The organism is Rhodothermales bacterium (genome assembly GCA_039944855.1).
Lineage (GTDB): Bacteria > Bacteroidota > Rhodothermia > Rhodothermales > JANQRZ01 > JBBSMX01.
Genome location: JBDUXZ010000023.1, coordinates 12,887 through 29,519, shown reverse-complemented (window position 1 = coordinate 29,519; position 16,633 = coordinate 12,887). Strand labels below are relative to the sequence as shown.

Below are 16,633 nucleotides of genomic sequence, written 5' to 3'. Positions count from 1 at the left end.
AAAATGAGCATTGTAAGCGACAAATAAATAGACACCCGGCTTCGATTTCATGCCGCGAAGTCGCTTCAGGGCCTGTCGGAACCGGCCGCGCCCCGTTCTTTTCACCCCCGTCCGCGCCTACCTTACGGGACCGCCGTCTGACCCGCCGCCCGTCTTCCTCGCCGCCGCCCGCATGGAGCCCTCCCGCGTTACCGATCCAGAGTCCCGGTCCGCCCCGGACACCTCGTTCGCCGAGCGGACGCGGCAGGCGCGGAAGGCGCGCGCGAACGAGAAGATCCTCCGCGAGAAGAGCTTCACCGAGCGGACGATCGAGCGCATCCGCCACTCGCAGAGCGTGCTCTACGGCTTCCTCGACGAGGCCGGCCGGCTCTTCACCTTCATCGGCCAGTTCTTCAAGCGGTTCTGGCGGCGCCCGTTCGAGTTCAAGGAGCTGCTGAACCAGATGGACGAGGTGGGGAGCAAGAGCTTCCTGCTCGTCAGCGTCTGCGGCCTCGCGATCGGCATCGTGCTCGCGATGCAGAGCCGAGGCACGCTCGCGCGCTTCGGCGCCGAGGCGTTCCTGCCGAGCATGCTCGCGCTCAGCGTGTTCAAAGAGATCGGCCCCGTCATCACGGGCCTCGTGCTCGCCGGCCGGCTCGGGGCCGGCTTCGCCGCCGAGATCGGCTCGATGAAGGTCACCGAGCAGATCGACGCGATGGAGGCCGCCGCGCTCAAGCCGTTCCACTACCTCGTCGTGACGCGCGTGCTCGCCTGCGTCATCATGTTCCCGCTCATGACGATCCTCGTGGACGTGATCGCGCTCTCGGGCGGGTTCCTCGAGTCCAACCTCGCCTCGGGCATGGACTGGCGCGTGTTCATCGACACGGCGTTCTCGTCGATGCGCTTCGTGGACGTGATCGTGGACACGATGAAGACGAGCATCTTCGGGTTCATCGTCGGCATCGTGGCGTGCTACCTCGGCTACACCGTGCGCGGCGGCACACGCGAGGTGGGGCAGGCGGCGATGCAGGCCGTCGTGCTCTCGTCTCTCCTCATCCTCATCGCCGACGTCGTCGTCGTGCGGATCTCGCTCTTCGTCTTCGGCGACGTGTCCGGCGGGTAGCGACCCTCGGCCCCGCGCCATCCCGTAGAGACGCCCCGGCGCGGCGTCTCTACCTCCGATTCCCCGACGTCCCAGTCCCCCATGTTCGACGCCTTTAAGACCTCCGGCCCCGACGCGATGCCCGAGACCGCCCCGGTCGACGGCTCCGACGCCGCGCCCGTCACCGGGGGCTCGCCGCCGCCGCCGGACGACGTCATCGTGCAGATGCGGAACGTCCACAAAACGTTCGGCGAGAACCACGTGCTGCGCGGCGTCTCGCTCTCGGTGAAGAAGGGGACGAGCGCCGTCGTGCTCGGCGGCTCGGGCTCGGGCAAGAGCGTGCTCATCCGCCACATCGTCGGCCTCCTCAGTCCGGACCAGGGCGAGGTGTGGGTGAAGGGCCAGCGCGTGGACCTCCTCGACGGCAACGCGCTCGACCGCGTCCGCCTCTCGATCGGCTACCTCTTCCAGGGCGGCGCCCTCTTCGACTCGATGACGGTGGAGGAGAACATGCGGTTCTACCTCGACCGCCACACGACGCTCTCGAAGGGCGAGAAGCAGGACCGCATCGAGCGGGCCGTGGAGGACGTGAACCTCTCGCAGACGCTGAAGCAGTTCCCGGCCGAGCTCTCCGGCGGGCAGAAGAAGCGGATCGGCCTCGCCCGCGCCGTCATCCTCGAGCCCGAGATCATCCTCTACGACGAGCCCACGACCGGGCTCGACCCCGTCAGCGTCCGCGTCGTCTCCGACCTCATCGTGCGGCTGCGCGACGAGCGCGGGATCTCGTCCGTCGCCATCACGCACGACCTCCTCGCCGCGAGCATCATCACCGACGAGGCCCACTTCCTCTACCAGGGCCGCTTCATCGCGAGCGGCTCGCTCGACGAGATCCGCGAGACGAAAGACCCCATCCTCGAGGAGTTCTTCTACGGCACCGAGGAATACGGCACGTGACGCGAGCGACGAGTTTCGACCGACGAGTGACGAGTTTTCGACGAGTACCCATTCGTCGTTCGTAGCTCGAAACTCGTCGTTCCGGCTCGCCGGATACTACCGACTCACCGCCGTAGTTAGCTATACTCCCTCAGCCCCACGCAACCGGTATCCCCCATGTCCCGTCAAGCCCGGCTCGGCCTCATCGTCCTCGGCGGCGTCGTCGCGTTCATGCTGGCGCTCTTCGTCCTCGCCAACCGCACGTTCCTCCTCTCCGACACGTTCCGCGTGAAGGCGGAGTTCTACGACGCCGGCGGCCTCCTGCCCGGCGCCCCCGTGCAGTATCAGGGCATCGGCGTCGGCCGCGTCGAGTACATCGCGCTGCCCGAGGTGCCCGGCGCGCCGATCACCGTCGGCATGGCGATCCGGGAGGAGGCGCGGAAGCTCGTCCGCCAAGACAGCCGCGCGCTGATCCAGACGCAGGGCCTCGTCGGCAACATGATGGTGGTGCTGGCCGGGGGGAGCGACACGGAGCCCATCGTCGCCGAGGGCGGGACGATCAGCGGCGTGGACCCCTTCAACTTCACCGAAGTGACGGACCGGATGTTTGAGTCCGTCGCGCGCTTCGACTCGGTAACCGTTGCGTTCACCGGCATCATGGGCGACATCCGCAGCGGCGAGGGCACGCTCGGTGCGTTCCTCTACGACGACCGGCTCTACGAGGAGACCGTGCTGACGACGCAGGAGACCCGCGTCGCCCTCCGCAGCCTCACGCAGCAGGCCGACGCCCTCGTCGGCATCGCGGCCGACGCGTCGGGAGGGATCAACGAGATGATCCAGAAGATCAACACCGGCGATGGCTCCCTCGCCCGCATCCTCAACGACGACGACCTCTACCAGAACGCGCTCGACGCGACGGCCGCCTTCAGCGCCGCCGCTGACGACGTGGAGACGGTGACGGACCGGATGGAAGACGCGGCCAACTGGGGCACGCTCGCCATGTTCAGGCTCGCCGAGAACATGGAGGCGCTCAAGGAGAACTGGTTCTTCAAGGGGTACTACGAGCGGCGCGGCTACCGCGAGAAGGCCCCGTTCGAGATCCGCGAGCAAGCGCTCCAAGAGACGTACCAGGCCCTCGAACAGCGCGAGCGCGAGCTCTACGAGTGGCAGCAGCGCCTCGCCGAAGAGGAAGGCGTCGTCGTCCCCGCCGACGCGCCCGTGCCCGACGTGAATCTCGACGCGGACGCGGACGACGAGGCCGGCACGTTGGGCCTCCGTGACCCGGCTCCCTCCGGCGACCAGTAGCGGCCGCTGACTGCCGGGCGCGGGCCACGTCCCCCGCACCCCTCCCGCCCCATGTCCTCTCCCCTTCCCCCTGCCGACGAGGAGCAGCGCGAGCGGTTCTCGCTCTCGCGGGTGGTCGTCTTCCAGGGCCTGCTTGTGCTGGGCGGGCTCGTCGCCCTCTTCCTCCTCGCCGTCGAGCTGCGCGCGGTGCTGAGCCCACTCCTGCTCGCGGCGGCGGGCGGCGTCCTCGTGTGGCCGCTGCGCGAGCACCGCGTCGTGCAGTCGATGCTTCTCGCGGGCGGACTGCTGCTGCTCGTGTGGCTCGTTTCGGTGATGGGTAGCGTGCTCCTCCCGTTCGCCGTGGTGTACCTGCTGGCGTACCTCCTCGACCCGGCCGTGAGCGCGGCGAAGCGCCGCTGGAACGTCCCGCGCTGGGCGCCATCGCTGGCGCTGACGCTCGTCGCCGTCGGCGCGCTCGTCGCGGCCGCCGTCATCCTCGTGCCGAACGTGATCGGGAAGGTGGAGGTGCTGGCCGCGGGGCTGCTCTCGAACCTCTCGAACGTGGTGAACTGGATCCTCGACAGCTCGCTCGTGGCGTACCTCGAGACGTCGGGGCTCGTCGAGCGGGCCGAGCTCGAAGCGAAGCTCACGTCGATCCTGCCGGAGCAGGTCGGCGGTCTCGTGGCCCAGATCCCGGTGATGCTCCAGACCCTCACGCAGAGCGTCTCCTCCATCATTGCCCTCGTCACAACCGTGACGCTCGTCCCCGTCCTCCTCTTCTACACGCTCCGCGACTTCCCGACGATCGAACGCAACCTGATCGGGCTCTTCCCGAAGGTGCGCGGCGACCGGGACTACCTCACGCGGATCGGCCACATCGTCGGCTCGTACCTCCGCGGGCAGTTCGTGATCTCGGCGATCGCGGCGTTCAACGTGTCGCTCTTCCTCGCCCTCTTCGGCGCCCCGTTCCCGCTCCTCATCGGGCTCGTCGCCGGCCTGTTGAATATGATCCCGAACGTGGGGATCATCCTGACGAACGTGCTCGGCGTCGTCGTGGCCCTCATCTTCGGGACGCCGATCGACGCCCTCGTCGTGGTCCTCGTCCTCTTCGGGCAGCAGATCCTAGAGGCGACGATCCTCTCGCCGAACATCCTGAGCCACCAGGTCGGGCTCCACCCCGTCCTCGTGATCCTCTCGCTCCTCGTCTTCGGCGCGACGATGGGGTTCTTCGGCCTCCTCATCGCGGTACCGCTTACGGCGCTGCTCGTGACGTTTTACACGACGTACCGGGAGGAAATGACGCTGAAGTTGATGGAAGATGCGGGGACGCGAACGGCGCCGCTGATCGTCGCGCCGGAGTCGCCGAACGGCGGCTCGGACGGGCGTACACGGCCCGCCGGCTGACGCGTGGCCCTTTTGAGATATCCACCTTATTTTCAGCGCTCACGCACCCCGCAGCCTGTGCCCCTTCGCTTCGTCACGCCGCCGTCGTTCTATCCCCCCGCCTCGCTCCTCGGCCGGCTGGCGGGGCGTTGGGCGCAGGACCGCCGGCAGGCGGAGAGCTTTTACTTCGTCGCCGCCGCGCTCGTGCTGTGCGTGGGGTCGCTGCTGAGCCAGTGGGGCTGGGTGGCGTTCGGGGCGATCGGGCCGGGCGGGACGCCGGAGCCGTGGTACTTCGCCGTGCAGATCGTCGGCGGATTACTGCTCGGCGGTGTTTGTCTCCTCGGCTGGAAGCCCGCCGTCACGGTCGAGGCACACGAGGGTGGGCTCGACGTCCGGCAGGGGACGGAGGCGCTGTCGCTTCCCTACGCCCGCATCCACGCCGCCGAGCGGATCTCGGCCGACGCCTACCACCGACACTGGCGACGCTACGCCGCGACGCGCGCGTTCGTCAACCGCCTCCCCGCCGAGCTGCTGCTGCTCCGCACCGCGAGCGGCCCGCTCGTCCTCGGCCTCGCCCCGGAAGATCTCGACCGGCTGGAAGCCCACCTCGCCGTGCGGACGGAGGTTCAGACCTCGGCCCCGCTCGTGCGCGCGGCGTAAACGGCGGTTACATACACTCCGCAGCCCCGATCTGTATGCGCCTCATCACGGTCGCCACCTTCACCTTTCCGGCTCAAGCGCACCTCATGAAAGCGCTGCTGGAGAGCGAAGACATCTTCTGTCGCCTAGCCAACGAGCACATGGTCAACGCTGATGGGCTCAGCTCTGTAGCGCTGGGCGGCGTCCAGCTTCAAGTGCCTGAGGACGCCGCGGAAGCAGCACAGGAGATCCTCGCTGATGTTGAGCCGCCGGAGGATGAAGAGGACCACTCCCAACTCGTCGCCGTCGCTGCCTTCGACAATCCTCTCGATGCCCACGCCGCCGCGGCGTCTCTCAATGACGCTGGTCTCCCCCACAGCATCATGGGTGAAGGAGCGTTCGGGGCAGGCGGACGTGTATCGGTCCTCGTACCGGAGCCCGTCGCCGAGGAAGCGTTGGGAGTTCTTCGCCACCGATGAACAGTGCTGCCCGCTCGCCGGGGCCTGGCAGCCGATTCGCCCGCATTGCGTCATGACGCCCGACACGGTGCTCCGCCTCGTCAAGCTGGTTCACACGGTCGTCTGGGCCGTCTTCGCGGGCAGCATCGTCGTCATCCCGATTGCTGCGTGGCGGGGGCACTTCGCGCTCGCCCTCGTGCTCATCGGCCTCGTGCTCGTCGAGGTGCTGGTGCTCCTCGCCAACCGCTGGCGCTGCCCGCTGACGGACGTGGCGGCGCGCTATACCGACGACCGGCCCGACAACTTCGACATCTACCTCCCGCTCTGGCTGGCGCGCTACAACAAGCAGATCTTCGGGACGCTGTTCGTCGTCGGACTGCTCGTGACGGGGCTCGCATGGCTGCTGCACGGGTGACCGACCCAGCTACTCGCACACATCAACGCCGGGGGATCACTTCGTAGCGGCCCGTCATCCCCGCGTCGAGGTGGTCGTCGACGTGGCAGTGGTACATCCAGATGCCGGGGCTGTCGGGGACCATGTCGGCCGTGAGCATGACGGCGGGCATGAGGGGGAGGACGTCGGTCCGGTGGCCGTTCCAGAGCACGGTGTTGCCGTGCCAGTGCGGCGTGTGGATGTCGATCTCCGTCCCGAGCCCGACGAGGTACCACCGGACGCGCTCGCCCTCGGTCATCTGCAGCAGCGGGAGGTTGCCGAAGACGAACCCGTTCATGGCGTGCATCAGGTTGCCCTCGACGAACACCTCGTCTTCCGTGAGCGCCTCGAGGTCCGCGTCGGGGATCGTGCGGCGGGCGTTCTCGGCGAGGTACCAGCTCCGGTTCTCGTCGAAGACGTTGAAGAGCGTGACGAACTCGCGGTCCACGTCCGCCGGGCGGCCCTCGGCGTCGGCCGCGCCCCGTCGGGTGACGAGGAGGACGCCGACGAGGCCGGTGTTGATGTCGGCGGTCGGGTCGATGTGGGAGTGGTAGAGCCAGACGATCGAGGACGGGTCGGCGGGGCCGGGGCCGGCGCGCTCGGGCACGAACCAGCGGTAGGTGTACGTGCCACCGGGCGGGACGAGGTCGTCGGCGCGGTCGGCGCCCGTCGTGCCGTCGGCGGTCATCGCGCCCTCGTGGGCCTTCGAGTACGCGACGCCGTGGGGGTGGACGGAGTACGGACGGCGCGCGTTGTTGCGGAAGACGACGTGGATCGAGTCGCCGACCTCGGCGCGGATGACGGGGCCGAGGACGCCTTTGTGCGCCCACGCCGGCGGGACAGGCTTCGGTGTGGTGAACGTGCTGTCGGTGTACTCGACGTAGCGGGCCTTGAGGTAGGTGCTTCCGATGCGGTCGCGGCCACTCGCGACGAAGACGCTGTCGTCTGGGGTAAAGGGGCGACCCATCATCTGCTCGGTGCCGGAGGGGGCGTAGTCCCACAGCGCTTCCTCGGCGGCGACGTAGTACGTCCGCGTCATGCCGCCGGGATCGGGCTGCGCCTGCGCGGTGGGCGAACAGAGGAGGAGGACGGCGGCGAGGATCGGTAGCAGAGCGCGCATGAGGCTGGGCGGGGAGTCGTATTTAGATCGATTCCAAATTAACCACCCTCGCGCCGTCTGCCCTATCCTCCCCCTGTTAATCCCTGGAGAAACCTCCGCTTCGCCCCGCTCCCCCTTCTCGCCGACGCCATGCCCCAGCTCCCCGATACCGTCCAGCTCGTCCTCTTCGGCGCGGCCGGCGACCTCGCGCACCGCAAGCTCCTCCCCGCCCTCTACGACCTCTACCGCGAGGGCTACCTCCCCGAGCACCTCGCCATCGTCGGTGTGGACCGGCGGGAGATGGACGACGACGCGTTCCGCGCCTTCGCCACCGACGCCGCCGAGACCCTCGGCCGCTTCTTCCCCAAGAGCGCCGACGCCGAGAGCTGGTCCGCGTTCGCCGAGCGCCTCGCCTACGTGCAGGGCGACGTGACGGTGCCGGAGACGTACGACGCGCTCACGCAGCGGCTCGACGCCCTCGCGGGGGGCAACGGGCAGGAGCCGGAGCGCGTGTTCTACCTCGCTGTCGCCCCGTTCCTCGTCGAGCCCATCGCCGAGGGGCTCGCCCACGCCCGGCTCCTCCGCGACGAGAAGCGGACGCGGCTCGTGGTCGAGAAGCCGTTCGGACACGACCTCGCCAGCGCCCGCGCGCTCGACAAGACCCTGCTCAAGGCCGCCGACGAGTGCCAGATCTACCGGATCGACCACTACCTCGGGAAGGAGACGGTGCAGAACCTCCTCGCCTTCCGCTTCGCGAACGCGCTCTTCGAGCCGATCTGGGACCGCCGCTACATCGACCACGTGCAGATCACCGTCGCCGAGACGGTCGGCGTCGAGCACCGGGGCGGGTACTACGAGCGGGCCGGCGCCCTCCGCGACATGATGCAGAACCACCTCCTCCAGCTCCTCTGCCTCGTCGCGATGGAGCCGCCCGTCGCGTTCCGGGCCGACGAGGTGCGCGACAAGAAGGTGGACGTGCTGCGGGCCGTCCGTCCGATCCCCGCCGAGCACGTCCACGACGTCGCCGTGCGCGGGCAGTACGGGCGCGGCTACATCGAAGGGGAGGAGGTCCCGGCGTACCGCACCGAGCCCGGCGTGGACCCGCACTCCATCACCGAGACCTACGCCGCGCTCAAGCTCGACGTCGACAACTGGCGCTGGCACGGGGTGCCGTTCTACCTCCGGACGGGGAAGCGGATGCCGCGGCGCGTGAGCGAGATCTCGGTCCAGTTCCGCCCCGTCCCGCACCGCGCCTTCCCCGCCGGCGCCGACGAGGCGTGGCAGCCCAACCGACTCATCCTCCGCATCCAGCCCGACGAGGGCATCGTCCTCCGCTTCCAGGCCAAGCGGCCCGGCCCGTCGATGCTGCTCCGCCCCGTCTCGATGCGGTTCGACTACGACGAGACCTTCGGCGCCGCCCCGCCCGACGCCTACGAGACGCTCCTGCTCGACGCCGTCCGCGGCGACGCGACCCTCTTCATGCGCTCCGATCAGGTGGAGACGGCGTGGGCCGTCGTCGCCCCCGTGCTCGAAGCGTGGAAGGGGGCGCCGAGCGAGTTCCCGAACTACATGTCCGGCACGTGGGGCCCCGCCGCCGCCGACCGCCTCCTCGCGCACGAAGGCCGCGCGTGGATCGAGCCCCTCGTCGACACGCCGGCCCCCGTTCCCGGCGCGATTATCTGACGAAGCGGGCGGATACGCAGAACGATTCTCCGCACTACATTGGATAGGTTTGTCCTATCGTCGGAGATTATCCAATGGAACGCAGAGCCTTCTTCAAGCAGGCGGGTCTGGCCCTCGGAGCCGCCGGAACCCTCCCCGTCCTCGGTGCCGCCGCCCCGGCCGCACTCGCCCCGGTCGTCCCCCGTCCCTTCGACCCGATGGCTTGGGATTCCGTGCGCGATCAGTTCGCGCTGACGCGGGCCCACGTCCATATGGCGACGTTCCTCCTCGCCAGCCACCCCCGGCCCGTCGCCGATGCCATCGAGCGCCACCGACGCGGGTTCGACGAAGACCCCGTGACGTACTGGGAGGAGCGTTTCATGACGGCCGAGCCCGAAGTGGAGGCCGCCGCCGCCGACTACCTCGGCGTCGCCCCCGCCCTCGTCGCCCTCACCGACAGCACGACGATGGGGCTCGGCCTCATCTACGGCGGGCTCCGCCTTCAGCCCGGCGACGAGATCCTCACGACGCCGCACGACCACTACGCCACGATCGAGTCCCTCCGCCTCCGCGCCGAGCGGACGGGCGCGACCGTCCGCCGCGTGGCGCTCTACGACGACCCCGCCGCGACGTCAGTGGACGAGGTCGCCGGGCGGATGCGGGCGGCGGTCACAGACCGGACGCGCGTGCTCGCCGTCACGTGGGTCCACTCCTCGACGGGCGTGAAGCTGCCCATCGCCGCGATGGCCGAGGCGCTCCGCGACCTCAACGCCGGCCGCGGCGCGGCCGACCGCGTGCTCCTCTGCGTGGATGGCGTCCACGGCATCGGCATCGAGGACGTGACGATGGACGGCCTCGGCGCCGACTTCTTCATCGCGGGGACGCACAAGTGGCTCTTCGGCCCGCGCGGGACGGGGATCGTCTACGGCCGGCCCGAGGCGTGGGAGCGGCTCGACCTCGTCATCCCGAGCTTCGGCCCGGCGGTGGGCGTGTGGCTCGGCGCGCTCCCGCCGGACACGCCGTACGTGACGCCGGGCAACCGGTTCAGCCCCGGCGGCTTCCACTCGTTCGAGCACCGGTGGGCGCTCGGCGAGGCGTTCCGATTCCATCAGCAGATCGGGAAAGCGCGCGTGCAGGAGCGGATCTACGGGCTCAACACGCGGGCGAAGGAGGCGCTCGCCGCCCTCCCGCACGTCCGGCTCTACACCCCGATGAGCCCCGCCCTCTCCGCCGGCATCATCTGCTTCGACGTCGACGGACACACGCCGGACGAGGTCGTGGCGCACTTGCACGAACGGGGGATCGTCGGCAGCACGAGCCCCTATCCCGTCTCGTACGCCCGCATCGCCCCGAGCCTGCTCAACGACGAAGCCGAGGTGGACCGCACGGTCGCCGCGATTGCCGAATTGGGGTAGCGCAACTTCGCGTGAACGGACGGCGCGGCCGAGGGCAGGCGCGTAGCTTCGGACCCCGCCGTCCTACCCGCCCGCTCGCCCCGTGACGTTCACCCTCCTCCACGAAGACGCCGAGACCGACGCCCGCCTCGGCCGCATCGAGACCGACCACGGCGCGATCGAGACGCCCGTCTTCATGCCCGTCGGCACCGTCGGCAGCGTGAAGGCGGTGCAGCCGCGCGAGTTGATGGACGACGTCCAGGCCGAGATCATCCTCGGCAACACGTACCACCTCTACCTCCGCCCCGGCACGGATGTGCTCGAAGCGGCCGGCGGGCTCCACGAGTTCATCCGCTGGCCCCGCCCGCTCCTCACCGACTCCGGCGGCTTCCAAGTCTTCTCCCTCTCCGACCGGCGGAAGATCACCGAAGAGGGCGTCCGCTTTCAGAGCCACCTCGACGGCTCGTACCATCTCTTCACGCCGGAGTCCGTCGTCGATACGCAGCGCTCGATCGGCTCGGACATCATGATGGTGCTCGACGAGTGCCCGGCCGCCGACGTCAGCGAGACCTACGCGCGCCGCTCGAACGAACTGACGATCCGCTGGGCGAAGCGGTGTCAGGACCGGCTACGCGCGACCGCCCCGCTCTACGGCCACCACCAGGCCCTCTTCGCGATCGTGCAGGGCGTGACCTACCCCGAGATCCGGCGCGAGTCGGCGCGGCGGCTCGTGGAGCTAGACTTCGAGGGCTACGCGATCGGCGGGCTCTCCGTCGGCGAGGCGGCGCCGGTGATGTACGAGATGGTCGAGGTCGTCGCGCCGCTGCTGCCGAAGGCTAAGCCGCGCTACCTCATGGGCGTCGGGACCCCGGAGAACCTGCTCGAGAACATCGCGCGCGGCATCGACATGTTCGACTGCGTGATGCCGACGCGCAACGGCCGCAACGGCACGCTCTTCACGACCGAGGGCACGGTCAACATCAAGAACGCGAAGTGGAAGACGCACTTCGAGCCCATCGACCCGGGCCTCGACGCGTACGCGAGCCGGCACTTCACGAAGGCGTACCTCCGCCACCTCCTCGTCGCGAACGAGATCCTCGGCCTCCAGCTCGCCTCGATGCAGAACCTCGCGTTCTACACGTGGCTCATGCGCGAGGCCCGCGCCGCGATTCGCGACGGCCGCTTCGCCGCGTGGAAGGCGGAGATCCTGCCCCGCATCAGCCGCCGGATTTGACGTTCCAGCTTGCCGCTGCCTCTCCTCTGTCATCCTGAGCGAAGCGCAGCGGAGCCGAAGGATCTCTCTTGAACAAGCCGGTTCAGCACGGGAGATCCTTCGACAAGCTCAGGATGACAGGGAGCAAGGAGGACGGCAGATCCCGGAAAATGCTCAGGAATTGCACTGCCACCGGGCATTAAGTGCGAGGTCGGGCCGGGCTACGGCCTCGCCCGACCTCGCGGTCTGGGATCGATCTGTGCGTTTAGCGAACGACGGTCATCCGGCCCGTCTCGGTGCGCGTCTCCGCCGGCATCTCGGCCGTGAGGCGGTAGACGTACGTCCCCGACGGGAGCGCCGCGTCGAGCGTGACCGTGCGGCCGGACCCGGCGGACACGGCCTCGGGCGCGACCTCGGCCACGCGGCGGCCGAGCACGTCGTACACCTCGACGCTCACGAGCGCGTCGGCCGGGAGGTCGTAGCGCAGCGTCGTCGTCGTGACGAACGGGTTCGGGTAGGTACCGTCGACAGCGAAGGCGGTCGGGACGGTCGTTCCGTCTTCGGTGCCCGGCGTGATCCTCGGGGCGGCAAAGAACTCCGAGCCATCGGCCAACACGACGAGGAGGCCGAAGCTCGGCGCATCGCCCGGCTCGTTGCCCGGCGTGAGGAAGCCCGACGCGAGGATCGTCCCGTACTCGTCCTCACGGTCCGTGAGGTCCACGTCGAACACTGCCACAGTCGTGGCCCCATCAGCCGTGCTCACCTCTAGAACTTGAGCGGTTGGGGCAATGGATTGGTACCCCGTGATGCCGCCGTAAACCACATCGTTGAAGAGGATGATGTCCTGCGTCACGCCCGTGCGCACGTCGATGGTCGGCGCGTCCGGCGTGCCGTGGACGAAGTTGAGATCTACGTTGGAGTCGGGGGTGAACTTGGTGAGTACATCTGGATTGACGAGGAGGGTGAAGGCGATGTCCTCGCCTTCGGGGTTCGGCTCGAAGTCTCCCTCGCCAACGCCGGACGCGATGAGCTGGTAGGCCGCGTCCTCGGAAGCGAGGGTGTACGTCGCCGTGAAAATCGCGTCGTCCGCACTGTCAGAGTCGCCCGGCGCCACGGCGACCTCCACCTCCACGTCCGCTGGCACGCCGACAAACGGCGTCGCGGTGCGGAACGCGAAGTCGTCGAGGAGGAGTTGCCCATCGACGTAGACATCCACTTCAGCGAGGGCCGGGTCGGGCGCGTTATGGATGATCTGGACGGGCGCCGTCACGACCTCCTGCGCCTCGACGTCGTCCTCCTGCACCGGGAGGAGCTGGTAGCCCGCGTCCGGGTCGGCGCTGTCGAACTGGCCGAGGACGCCGGTGAACGTGAAGAACCCATCGGGTATCGGCGTGCCGTCAATGGCTGTGTCGTCCGCGCTCGGGACGCGGAGCGTGACGGGGAATTGGACGTCGAACTCCGCAATCTCGTAGGTCGTGGCCGCCTGAAACGTTTCATCGCCGGTCAGCGCGACGAGCGTCGATACCTGGATCAGCTCGCTCTCGTACGCCTCGCCGTTGTTCGCGATCTCCTCGAGGCTCACGAGCTGGGGCTCCGGTACGCCCGTTGTGCCGAAGACCGTGTAATCCTGGAGGTCGCTCCCGTTGATCTGCTTGAGTTGGTTGAACTCGCTCGTGAAACCGATGAGCCCGACCTCCGTGCCGGGCGCGATCGTGCCGTCGGCCACGTCGTCGAAGAAGGCGCCGTTGGTCTGGCGGATCGTGATGCCGCCGGTCGCGTCCTGCATCCGCGTGAACGCGCCCATCGCCCGCGTGACGACGCCTTCGATCAGCACAAGACTCCCGTTGGGGAGCGCCCGCGCCTCGGCGATGTCCACGTCGTAAAACCGTGTCAGCAGGAAGGACGTGCCGTCTGGCCGTACGGCTACTATGCCGAGGCCCGGCCCGCCCTGATCGTTCTCCGGCGTGAGGAAGCCGGAGAGGAGGAGCGTCAGCGCCTCGCCGTTCGCGCCGTTGAAGTCGGCGACGAAGAGGCCAAGGATTCCGCTCCCATCCGTCGCGGAGACCGCGAGGAGGATCTGGTCGTCATCGAACCCCGAGTAACCAGAAAGCTCACCGTAGACGATGTCGTCTACGAGCACGGCACCGTTCCCCGCGTTGAGCACGTCGAACTCCGGGGCATCGGTGACCCCGTGGACGACGTTGACGTGAACCGCGTCCGGTGAGGTCGAGGTTTCCTGCGCGTTCGCCTCGACGATGAGCGTGGCGGCGATGGGCTGCCCGCTCGGGTTCGGCTCGAACTGGCTCGGGTCGGCGACGCCGCTCGCGATGAGCTGGTAGGCCTCGCCGGACACGACGGTCACCGTCTCGTCGATGATGACGACGGCGAGATCCTCCTCGTCGGTGACGAGCACGTTGTAGGTGCCGGGGGCGAGGTCGAAGAACGGCGTAGCGCCGCGGAACGGCACGTCCTGGAACGTGGCCCCGTCGCCGCCTGCGCCGACGTCCACGATCGAGATGTCCACGAACTCGGCAAGCGGGTCGGGCGCGTTGTGGATCACCTGCACGCGGGCGGGCTCGGGGGCGTCGCCGTCCTCAATGGTGAGGGTGAACGTGGCGGGCGTCCCGAGCTCAGCGATGCCGCCCGCGACGAAGAGGTCGAAAACGGCCGTCTCGTCGCCCTCGATAGCCTCGTCCGGCACCGCGCTCACGATGACGGACTGCTCCTCGTTGTCGGCGGTACCGTCGAAGGTGACCTGCACCGGCGTCGGGCCGGAGAAGTCGCTCGCGCTGGCCGTGCTCGCGTCCTCGTCGAACGTGACGGTGACGGTGACGGGGTTGCCGTCGGGCGTGTCGTTCGGGAAGTCGAGCGCGACGGTGAGCGTGGCGTCGTCGCCCTCGGCCACGCTGCCACCGGCTGCCGTGAACGTGACGACCGGCGTACCGCTGGCCGCCGCCGTCTGGCCGTCGTTGATGCTGCCGAACGAGGACGCGACCGGGCCGGCCCACGTGAAGTCGGCGTAGGCACTACCGGTGCCGATAAGTTGGAGCGACTGACCGAGGGGCGTATCGCTCGGCTCCATCACGCCGATGTCGGTGGAGGTTACTCCATCGGCCGGGCCGCCCACGCCGTCGAACGCGCCCTCATACGAGAGGAACTGGCCGGAGACGAGCACGCCGTTTTCCGTCAGCGCGAGGCCATCCGGCCCGTTCTGGATGCCGGCGATGGCGGCAGAGTAGACCGTGAACCCCGTCTCCGATGCTCCGGCAGTGAAGGTGGCGAGGTTGATCGGGCCGTCGTACACGGCACCGCCGTTCCCGTTGTAGAGGTAGAGGTCAAAGTCAGCGGGGTCAGCAGAGCTTGGGAGGACGATCTCGATGGCTTCTCCCTCGTCCGTGCTCGCGTTGTCGTAGTGGAATTCGTTGATCCACTGCGCCTGTGCGGTGCCGGTGGCGAAGAGGGCGAGGAGGAGGGCGAGGCTCAGCGCGTACGCGAGGCGGCCCGGCGTGGTCGCAAGAGACATGAGGAGAACGGTTAGATCGGAGAAAAGAGAGGAGCAGGGCCAGAGCCCTCAGCGCGGAACCTACGCGGGGGCAGAGGGAGCCCGGAGAGCCGGGCGCTCGATGGCTATGGTTCCGTAACGCTGTCGTGGAGCGTTCCGGCGTCAGGCTAGCATGGGAGGTAGATAGGCGGCGGGCGCGGCCGAGGTTCCGTCCCCCGTCACGCACGATTCACGAACCGGGCACCGACTCCCACGTATCACCGCCGCCCAGCCCTCGGAGCCCCTCATGCGCCAGTTCGACGTCCCCACGTTTTACCAGAGCCCGATCATCTCCGTCGTCAAAGAGGCGCGGCGCACGGCCGACCCACGCAAGCGCGATCTCGCCCCGAGCGTGCTCGACTTCGGCCCCGTCCGGTTCAAGATCGCCCGCCACTTCGGGTTCTGCTACGGCGTCGAGAACGCCATCGACATCGCCTACCGCGCGCTCGACGAGCACCCGGACAAGGCCGCCGCCGGGCGGATCTTCCTCCTCTCGGAGATGATCCACAACCCCCACGTCAACGACGACCTCCAGGCGCGCGGCATCCGCTTCCTCCGCACGACGTCCGGCGAGCAGCTCATCCCCTTCGACTCGCTCGACGCCGACGACCTCGTCATCATCCCCGCCTTCGGCACGACGCGCGAGATCGAGGCCGAGCTGAAGGCGCGCGGCGTCTCGACGGAGGCGTACAACACGACGTGCCCGTTCGTCGAGAAGGTGTGGAAGCGGAGCGCGCAGATCGGGAAGAAGGACTACACGATCGTCGTCCACGGCAAGCGCTACCACGAGGAGACGCGCGCGACGATCTCCCATGCCAAGGCCGACGCCAAGGCCGTCATCGTCGTCCGCGACATGGACGAGGCCGAGGACCTCGCCGCCGTCATCCGGGGCGAGCGCGACGCGGCGTTCTTCTTCGAGCGCTTCCCCGACCGCCACACCGCCGGCTTCGACCCCGAGCGCGACCTCCGGCGGATCGGCGTCGTGAACCAGACGACGATGCTGGCCACCGAGACGCAGGCCATCGCCGACCTGTTGCGCGAAGCGATCATCGCGCGCTACGGCGAGGCCGACATCCGCGAGCACTTCGCCGACACCTCGGACACGCTCTGCTACGCGACGAAGGAGAACCAGGACGCGACGTACGCCCTCATCGAAGACGGCGCCGACCTCGCCATCGTCGTCGGCGGGTTCAACTCGTCGAACACGAGCCACCTCGTCGAGCTCTGCGAGGAGCACATGCCGACGTACTTCGTCTCCGACGCCGACGCGCTCGCCCGCGACACGATCCGCCACTTCGACCTCCACGCCCGCGCGCTCGCTGAAACGGCCGGCTGGTTCCCGTGGGACGCCGCGGCCAAGCGCCCCGTGGATATCGTGCTGACGGCCGGCGCGTCGTGCCCCGACGCCCTGCTCGACGGCGTCGTCCGCCGCGTGCTCGATTGGTTCGACGCCACGCGGCCCGTCGACGATGCCCTCCTCCCATTTGCTGATTTGGCGAATGGCTGATTGGGT

General features: G+C 68.6%; 13 protein-coding genes. 11 read left to right on the top strand and 2 right to left on the bottom strand.

What is annotated here, in order from left to right; translation table 11 throughout:
- Positions 1-172 precede the first annotated feature (172 nt).
- From ABJF88_12390 to ABJF88_12360, 7 genes are all read left to right on the top strand, one after another.
- Positions 173-1,102 carry an ABC transporter permease gene (locus ABJF88_12390; protein MEP0547724.1) on the top strand — a complete coding sequence of 310 codons (930 nt, stop codon included), beginning with the start codon at positions 173-175 and terminating at the stop codon, positions 1,100-1,102.
- 81 nt (positions 1,103-1,183) lie between these two features.
- Positions 1,184-2,035, top strand: a complete 852-nt coding sequence (locus ABJF88_12385; protein MEP0547723.1) for an ATP-binding cassette domain-containing protein — start codon at positions 1,184-1,186, stop codon at positions 2,033-2,035.
- 156 nt (positions 2,036-2,191) lie between these two features.
- Positions 2,192-3,319, top strand: coding sequence for an MlaD family protein (locus ABJF88_12380; protein MEP0547722.1), 1,128 nt, complete (start codon positions 2,192-2,194; stop codon positions 3,317-3,319).
- Positions 3,320-3,370: 51 nt separating this feature from the next.
- Complete coding sequence (locus ABJF88_12375; GenBank protein ID MEP0547721.1) at positions 3,371-4,702, top strand: AI-2E family transporter; 1,332 nt, start codon at positions 3,371-3,373, stop codon at positions 4,700-4,702.
- 57 nt (positions 4,703-4,759) lie between these two features.
- On the top strand, positions 4,760-5,341 hold the full coding sequence (locus ABJF88_12370; GenBank protein ID MEP0547720.1) for a hypothetical protein: 582 nt from the start codon (positions 4,760-4,762) through the stop codon (positions 5,339-5,341).
- Between the two features lie 35 nt (positions 5,342-5,376).
- Positions 5,377-5,799 carry a DUF2007 domain-containing protein gene (locus ABJF88_12365; GenBank protein MEP0547719.1) on the top strand — a complete coding sequence of 141 codons (423 nt, stop codon included), beginning with the start codon at positions 5,377-5,379 and terminating at the stop codon, positions 5,797-5,799.
- A gap of 52 nt (positions 5,800-5,851) precedes the next feature.
- Positions 5,852-6,193 carry a hypothetical protein gene (locus ABJF88_12360; protein ID MEP0547718.1) on the top strand — a complete coding sequence of 114 codons (342 nt, stop codon included), beginning with the start codon at positions 5,852-5,854 and terminating at the stop codon, positions 6,191-6,193.
- Between the two features lie 22 nt (positions 6,194-6,215).
- On the opposite strand, the gene ABJF88_12355 is transcribed toward ABJF88_12360, so the two are convergent.
- Positions 6,216-7,331: a multicopper oxidase domain-containing protein gene (locus ABJF88_12355; GenBank protein ID MEP0547717.1), complete on the bottom strand. Its 1,116-nt coding sequence runs from the start codon at positions 7,329-7,331 to the stop codon at positions 6,216-6,218.
- Between the two features lie 129 nt (positions 7,332-7,460).
- Between ABJF88_12355 and zwf the strand changes: the two genes are divergently transcribed.
- The 3 genes from zwf to tgt all read left to right on the top strand — a co-directional run bounded on the left by zwf (position 7,461) and on the right by tgt (position 11,600).
- Positions 7,461-8,993, top strand: coding sequence for a glucose-6-phosphate dehydrogenase (gene zwf, locus ABJF88_12350; GenBank protein ID MEP0547716.1), 1,533 nt, complete (start codon positions 7,461-7,463; stop codon positions 8,991-8,993).
- A 74-nt stretch (positions 8,994-9,067) separates the two neighbouring features.
- The gene (locus tag ABJF88_12345) at positions 9,068-10,387 is read left to right on the top strand and encodes an aminotransferase class V-fold PLP-dependent enzyme (GenBank protein MEP0547715.1); all 1,320 of its coding nucleotides are present in this window, start codon (positions 9,068-9,070) and stop codon (positions 10,385-10,387) included.
- An 82-nt stretch (positions 10,388-10,469) separates the two neighbouring features.
- Positions 10,470-11,600 carry a tRNA guanosine(34) transglycosylase Tgt gene (gene tgt, locus ABJF88_12340; GenBank protein ID MEP0547714.1) on the top strand — a complete coding sequence of 377 codons (1,131 nt, stop codon included), beginning with the start codon at positions 10,470-10,472 and terminating at the stop codon, positions 11,598-11,600.
- 244 nt (positions 11,601-11,844) lie between these two features.
- On the opposite strand, the gene ABJF88_12335 is transcribed toward tgt, so the two are convergent.
- A complete protein-coding gene (locus ABJF88_12335) occupies positions 11,845-15,102 on the bottom strand; it encodes a DUF4397 domain-containing protein (GenBank protein ID MEP0547713.1) in 3,258 nt (1,085 codons plus the stop codon).
- A 265-nt stretch (positions 15,103-15,367) separates the two neighbouring features.
- Here ABJF88_12335 and ABJF88_12330 point away from each other — a divergent pair, with 265 nt between their 5' ends.
- On the top strand, positions 15,368-16,627 hold the full coding sequence (locus tag ABJF88_12330) for a 4-hydroxy-3-methylbut-2-enyl diphosphate reductase (GenBank protein MEP0547712.1): 1,260 nt from the start codon (positions 15,368-15,370) through the stop codon (positions 16,625-16,627).
- Positions 16,628-16,633: the final 6 nt, after the last annotated feature.

What these genes read in the sequence shown, in the direction of transcription:
- ABJF88_12375 (MEP0547721.1), top strand. Translation starts at nt 3,371, where the DNA reads ATGTCCTCTCCCCTTCCCCCTGCCGACGAGGAGCAGCGCGAGCGGTTC.
- zwf (MEP0547716.1), top strand. Translation starts at nt 7,461, where the DNA reads ATGCCCCAGCTCCCCGATACCGTCCAGCTCGTCCTCTTCGGCGCGGCC.
- ABJF88_12335 (MEP0547713.1), bottom strand. Translation starts at nt 15,102, where the DNA reads ATGTCTCTTGCGACCACGCCGGGCCGCCTCGCGTACGCGCTGAGCCTC.
- ABJF88_12385 (MEP0547723.1), top strand. Translation starts at nt 1,184, where the DNA reads ATGTTCGACGCCTTTAAGACCTCCGGCCCCGACGCGATGCCCGAGACC.
- ABJF88_12390 (MEP0547724.1), top strand. Translation starts at nt 173, where the DNA reads ATGGAGCCCTCCCGCGTTACCGATCCAGAGTCCCGGTCCGCCCCGGAC.
- ABJF88_12360 (MEP0547718.1), top strand. Translation starts at nt 5,852, where the DNA reads ATGACGCCCGACACGGTGCTCCGCCTCGTCAAGCTGGTTCACACGGTC.
- ABJF88_12345 (MEP0547715.1), top strand. Translation starts at nt 9,068, where the DNA reads ATGGAACGCAGAGCCTTCTTCAAGCAGGCGGGTCTGGCCCTCGGAGCC.
- ABJF88_12380 (MEP0547722.1), top strand. Translation starts at nt 2,192, where the DNA reads ATGTCCCGTCAAGCCCGGCTCGGCCTCATCGTCCTCGGCGGCGTCGTC.
- ABJF88_12355 (MEP0547717.1), bottom strand. Translation starts at nt 7,331, where the DNA reads ATGCGCGCTCTGCTACCGATCCTCGCCGCCGTCCTCCTCCTCTGTTCG.
- ABJF88_12365 (MEP0547719.1), top strand. Translation starts at nt 5,377, where the DNA reads ATGCGCCTCATCACGGTCGCCACCTTCACCTTTCCGGCTCAAGCGCAC.
- ABJF88_12330 (MEP0547712.1), top strand. Translation starts at nt 15,368, where the DNA reads ATGCGCCAGTTCGACGTCCCCACGTTTTACCAGAGCCCGATCATCTCC.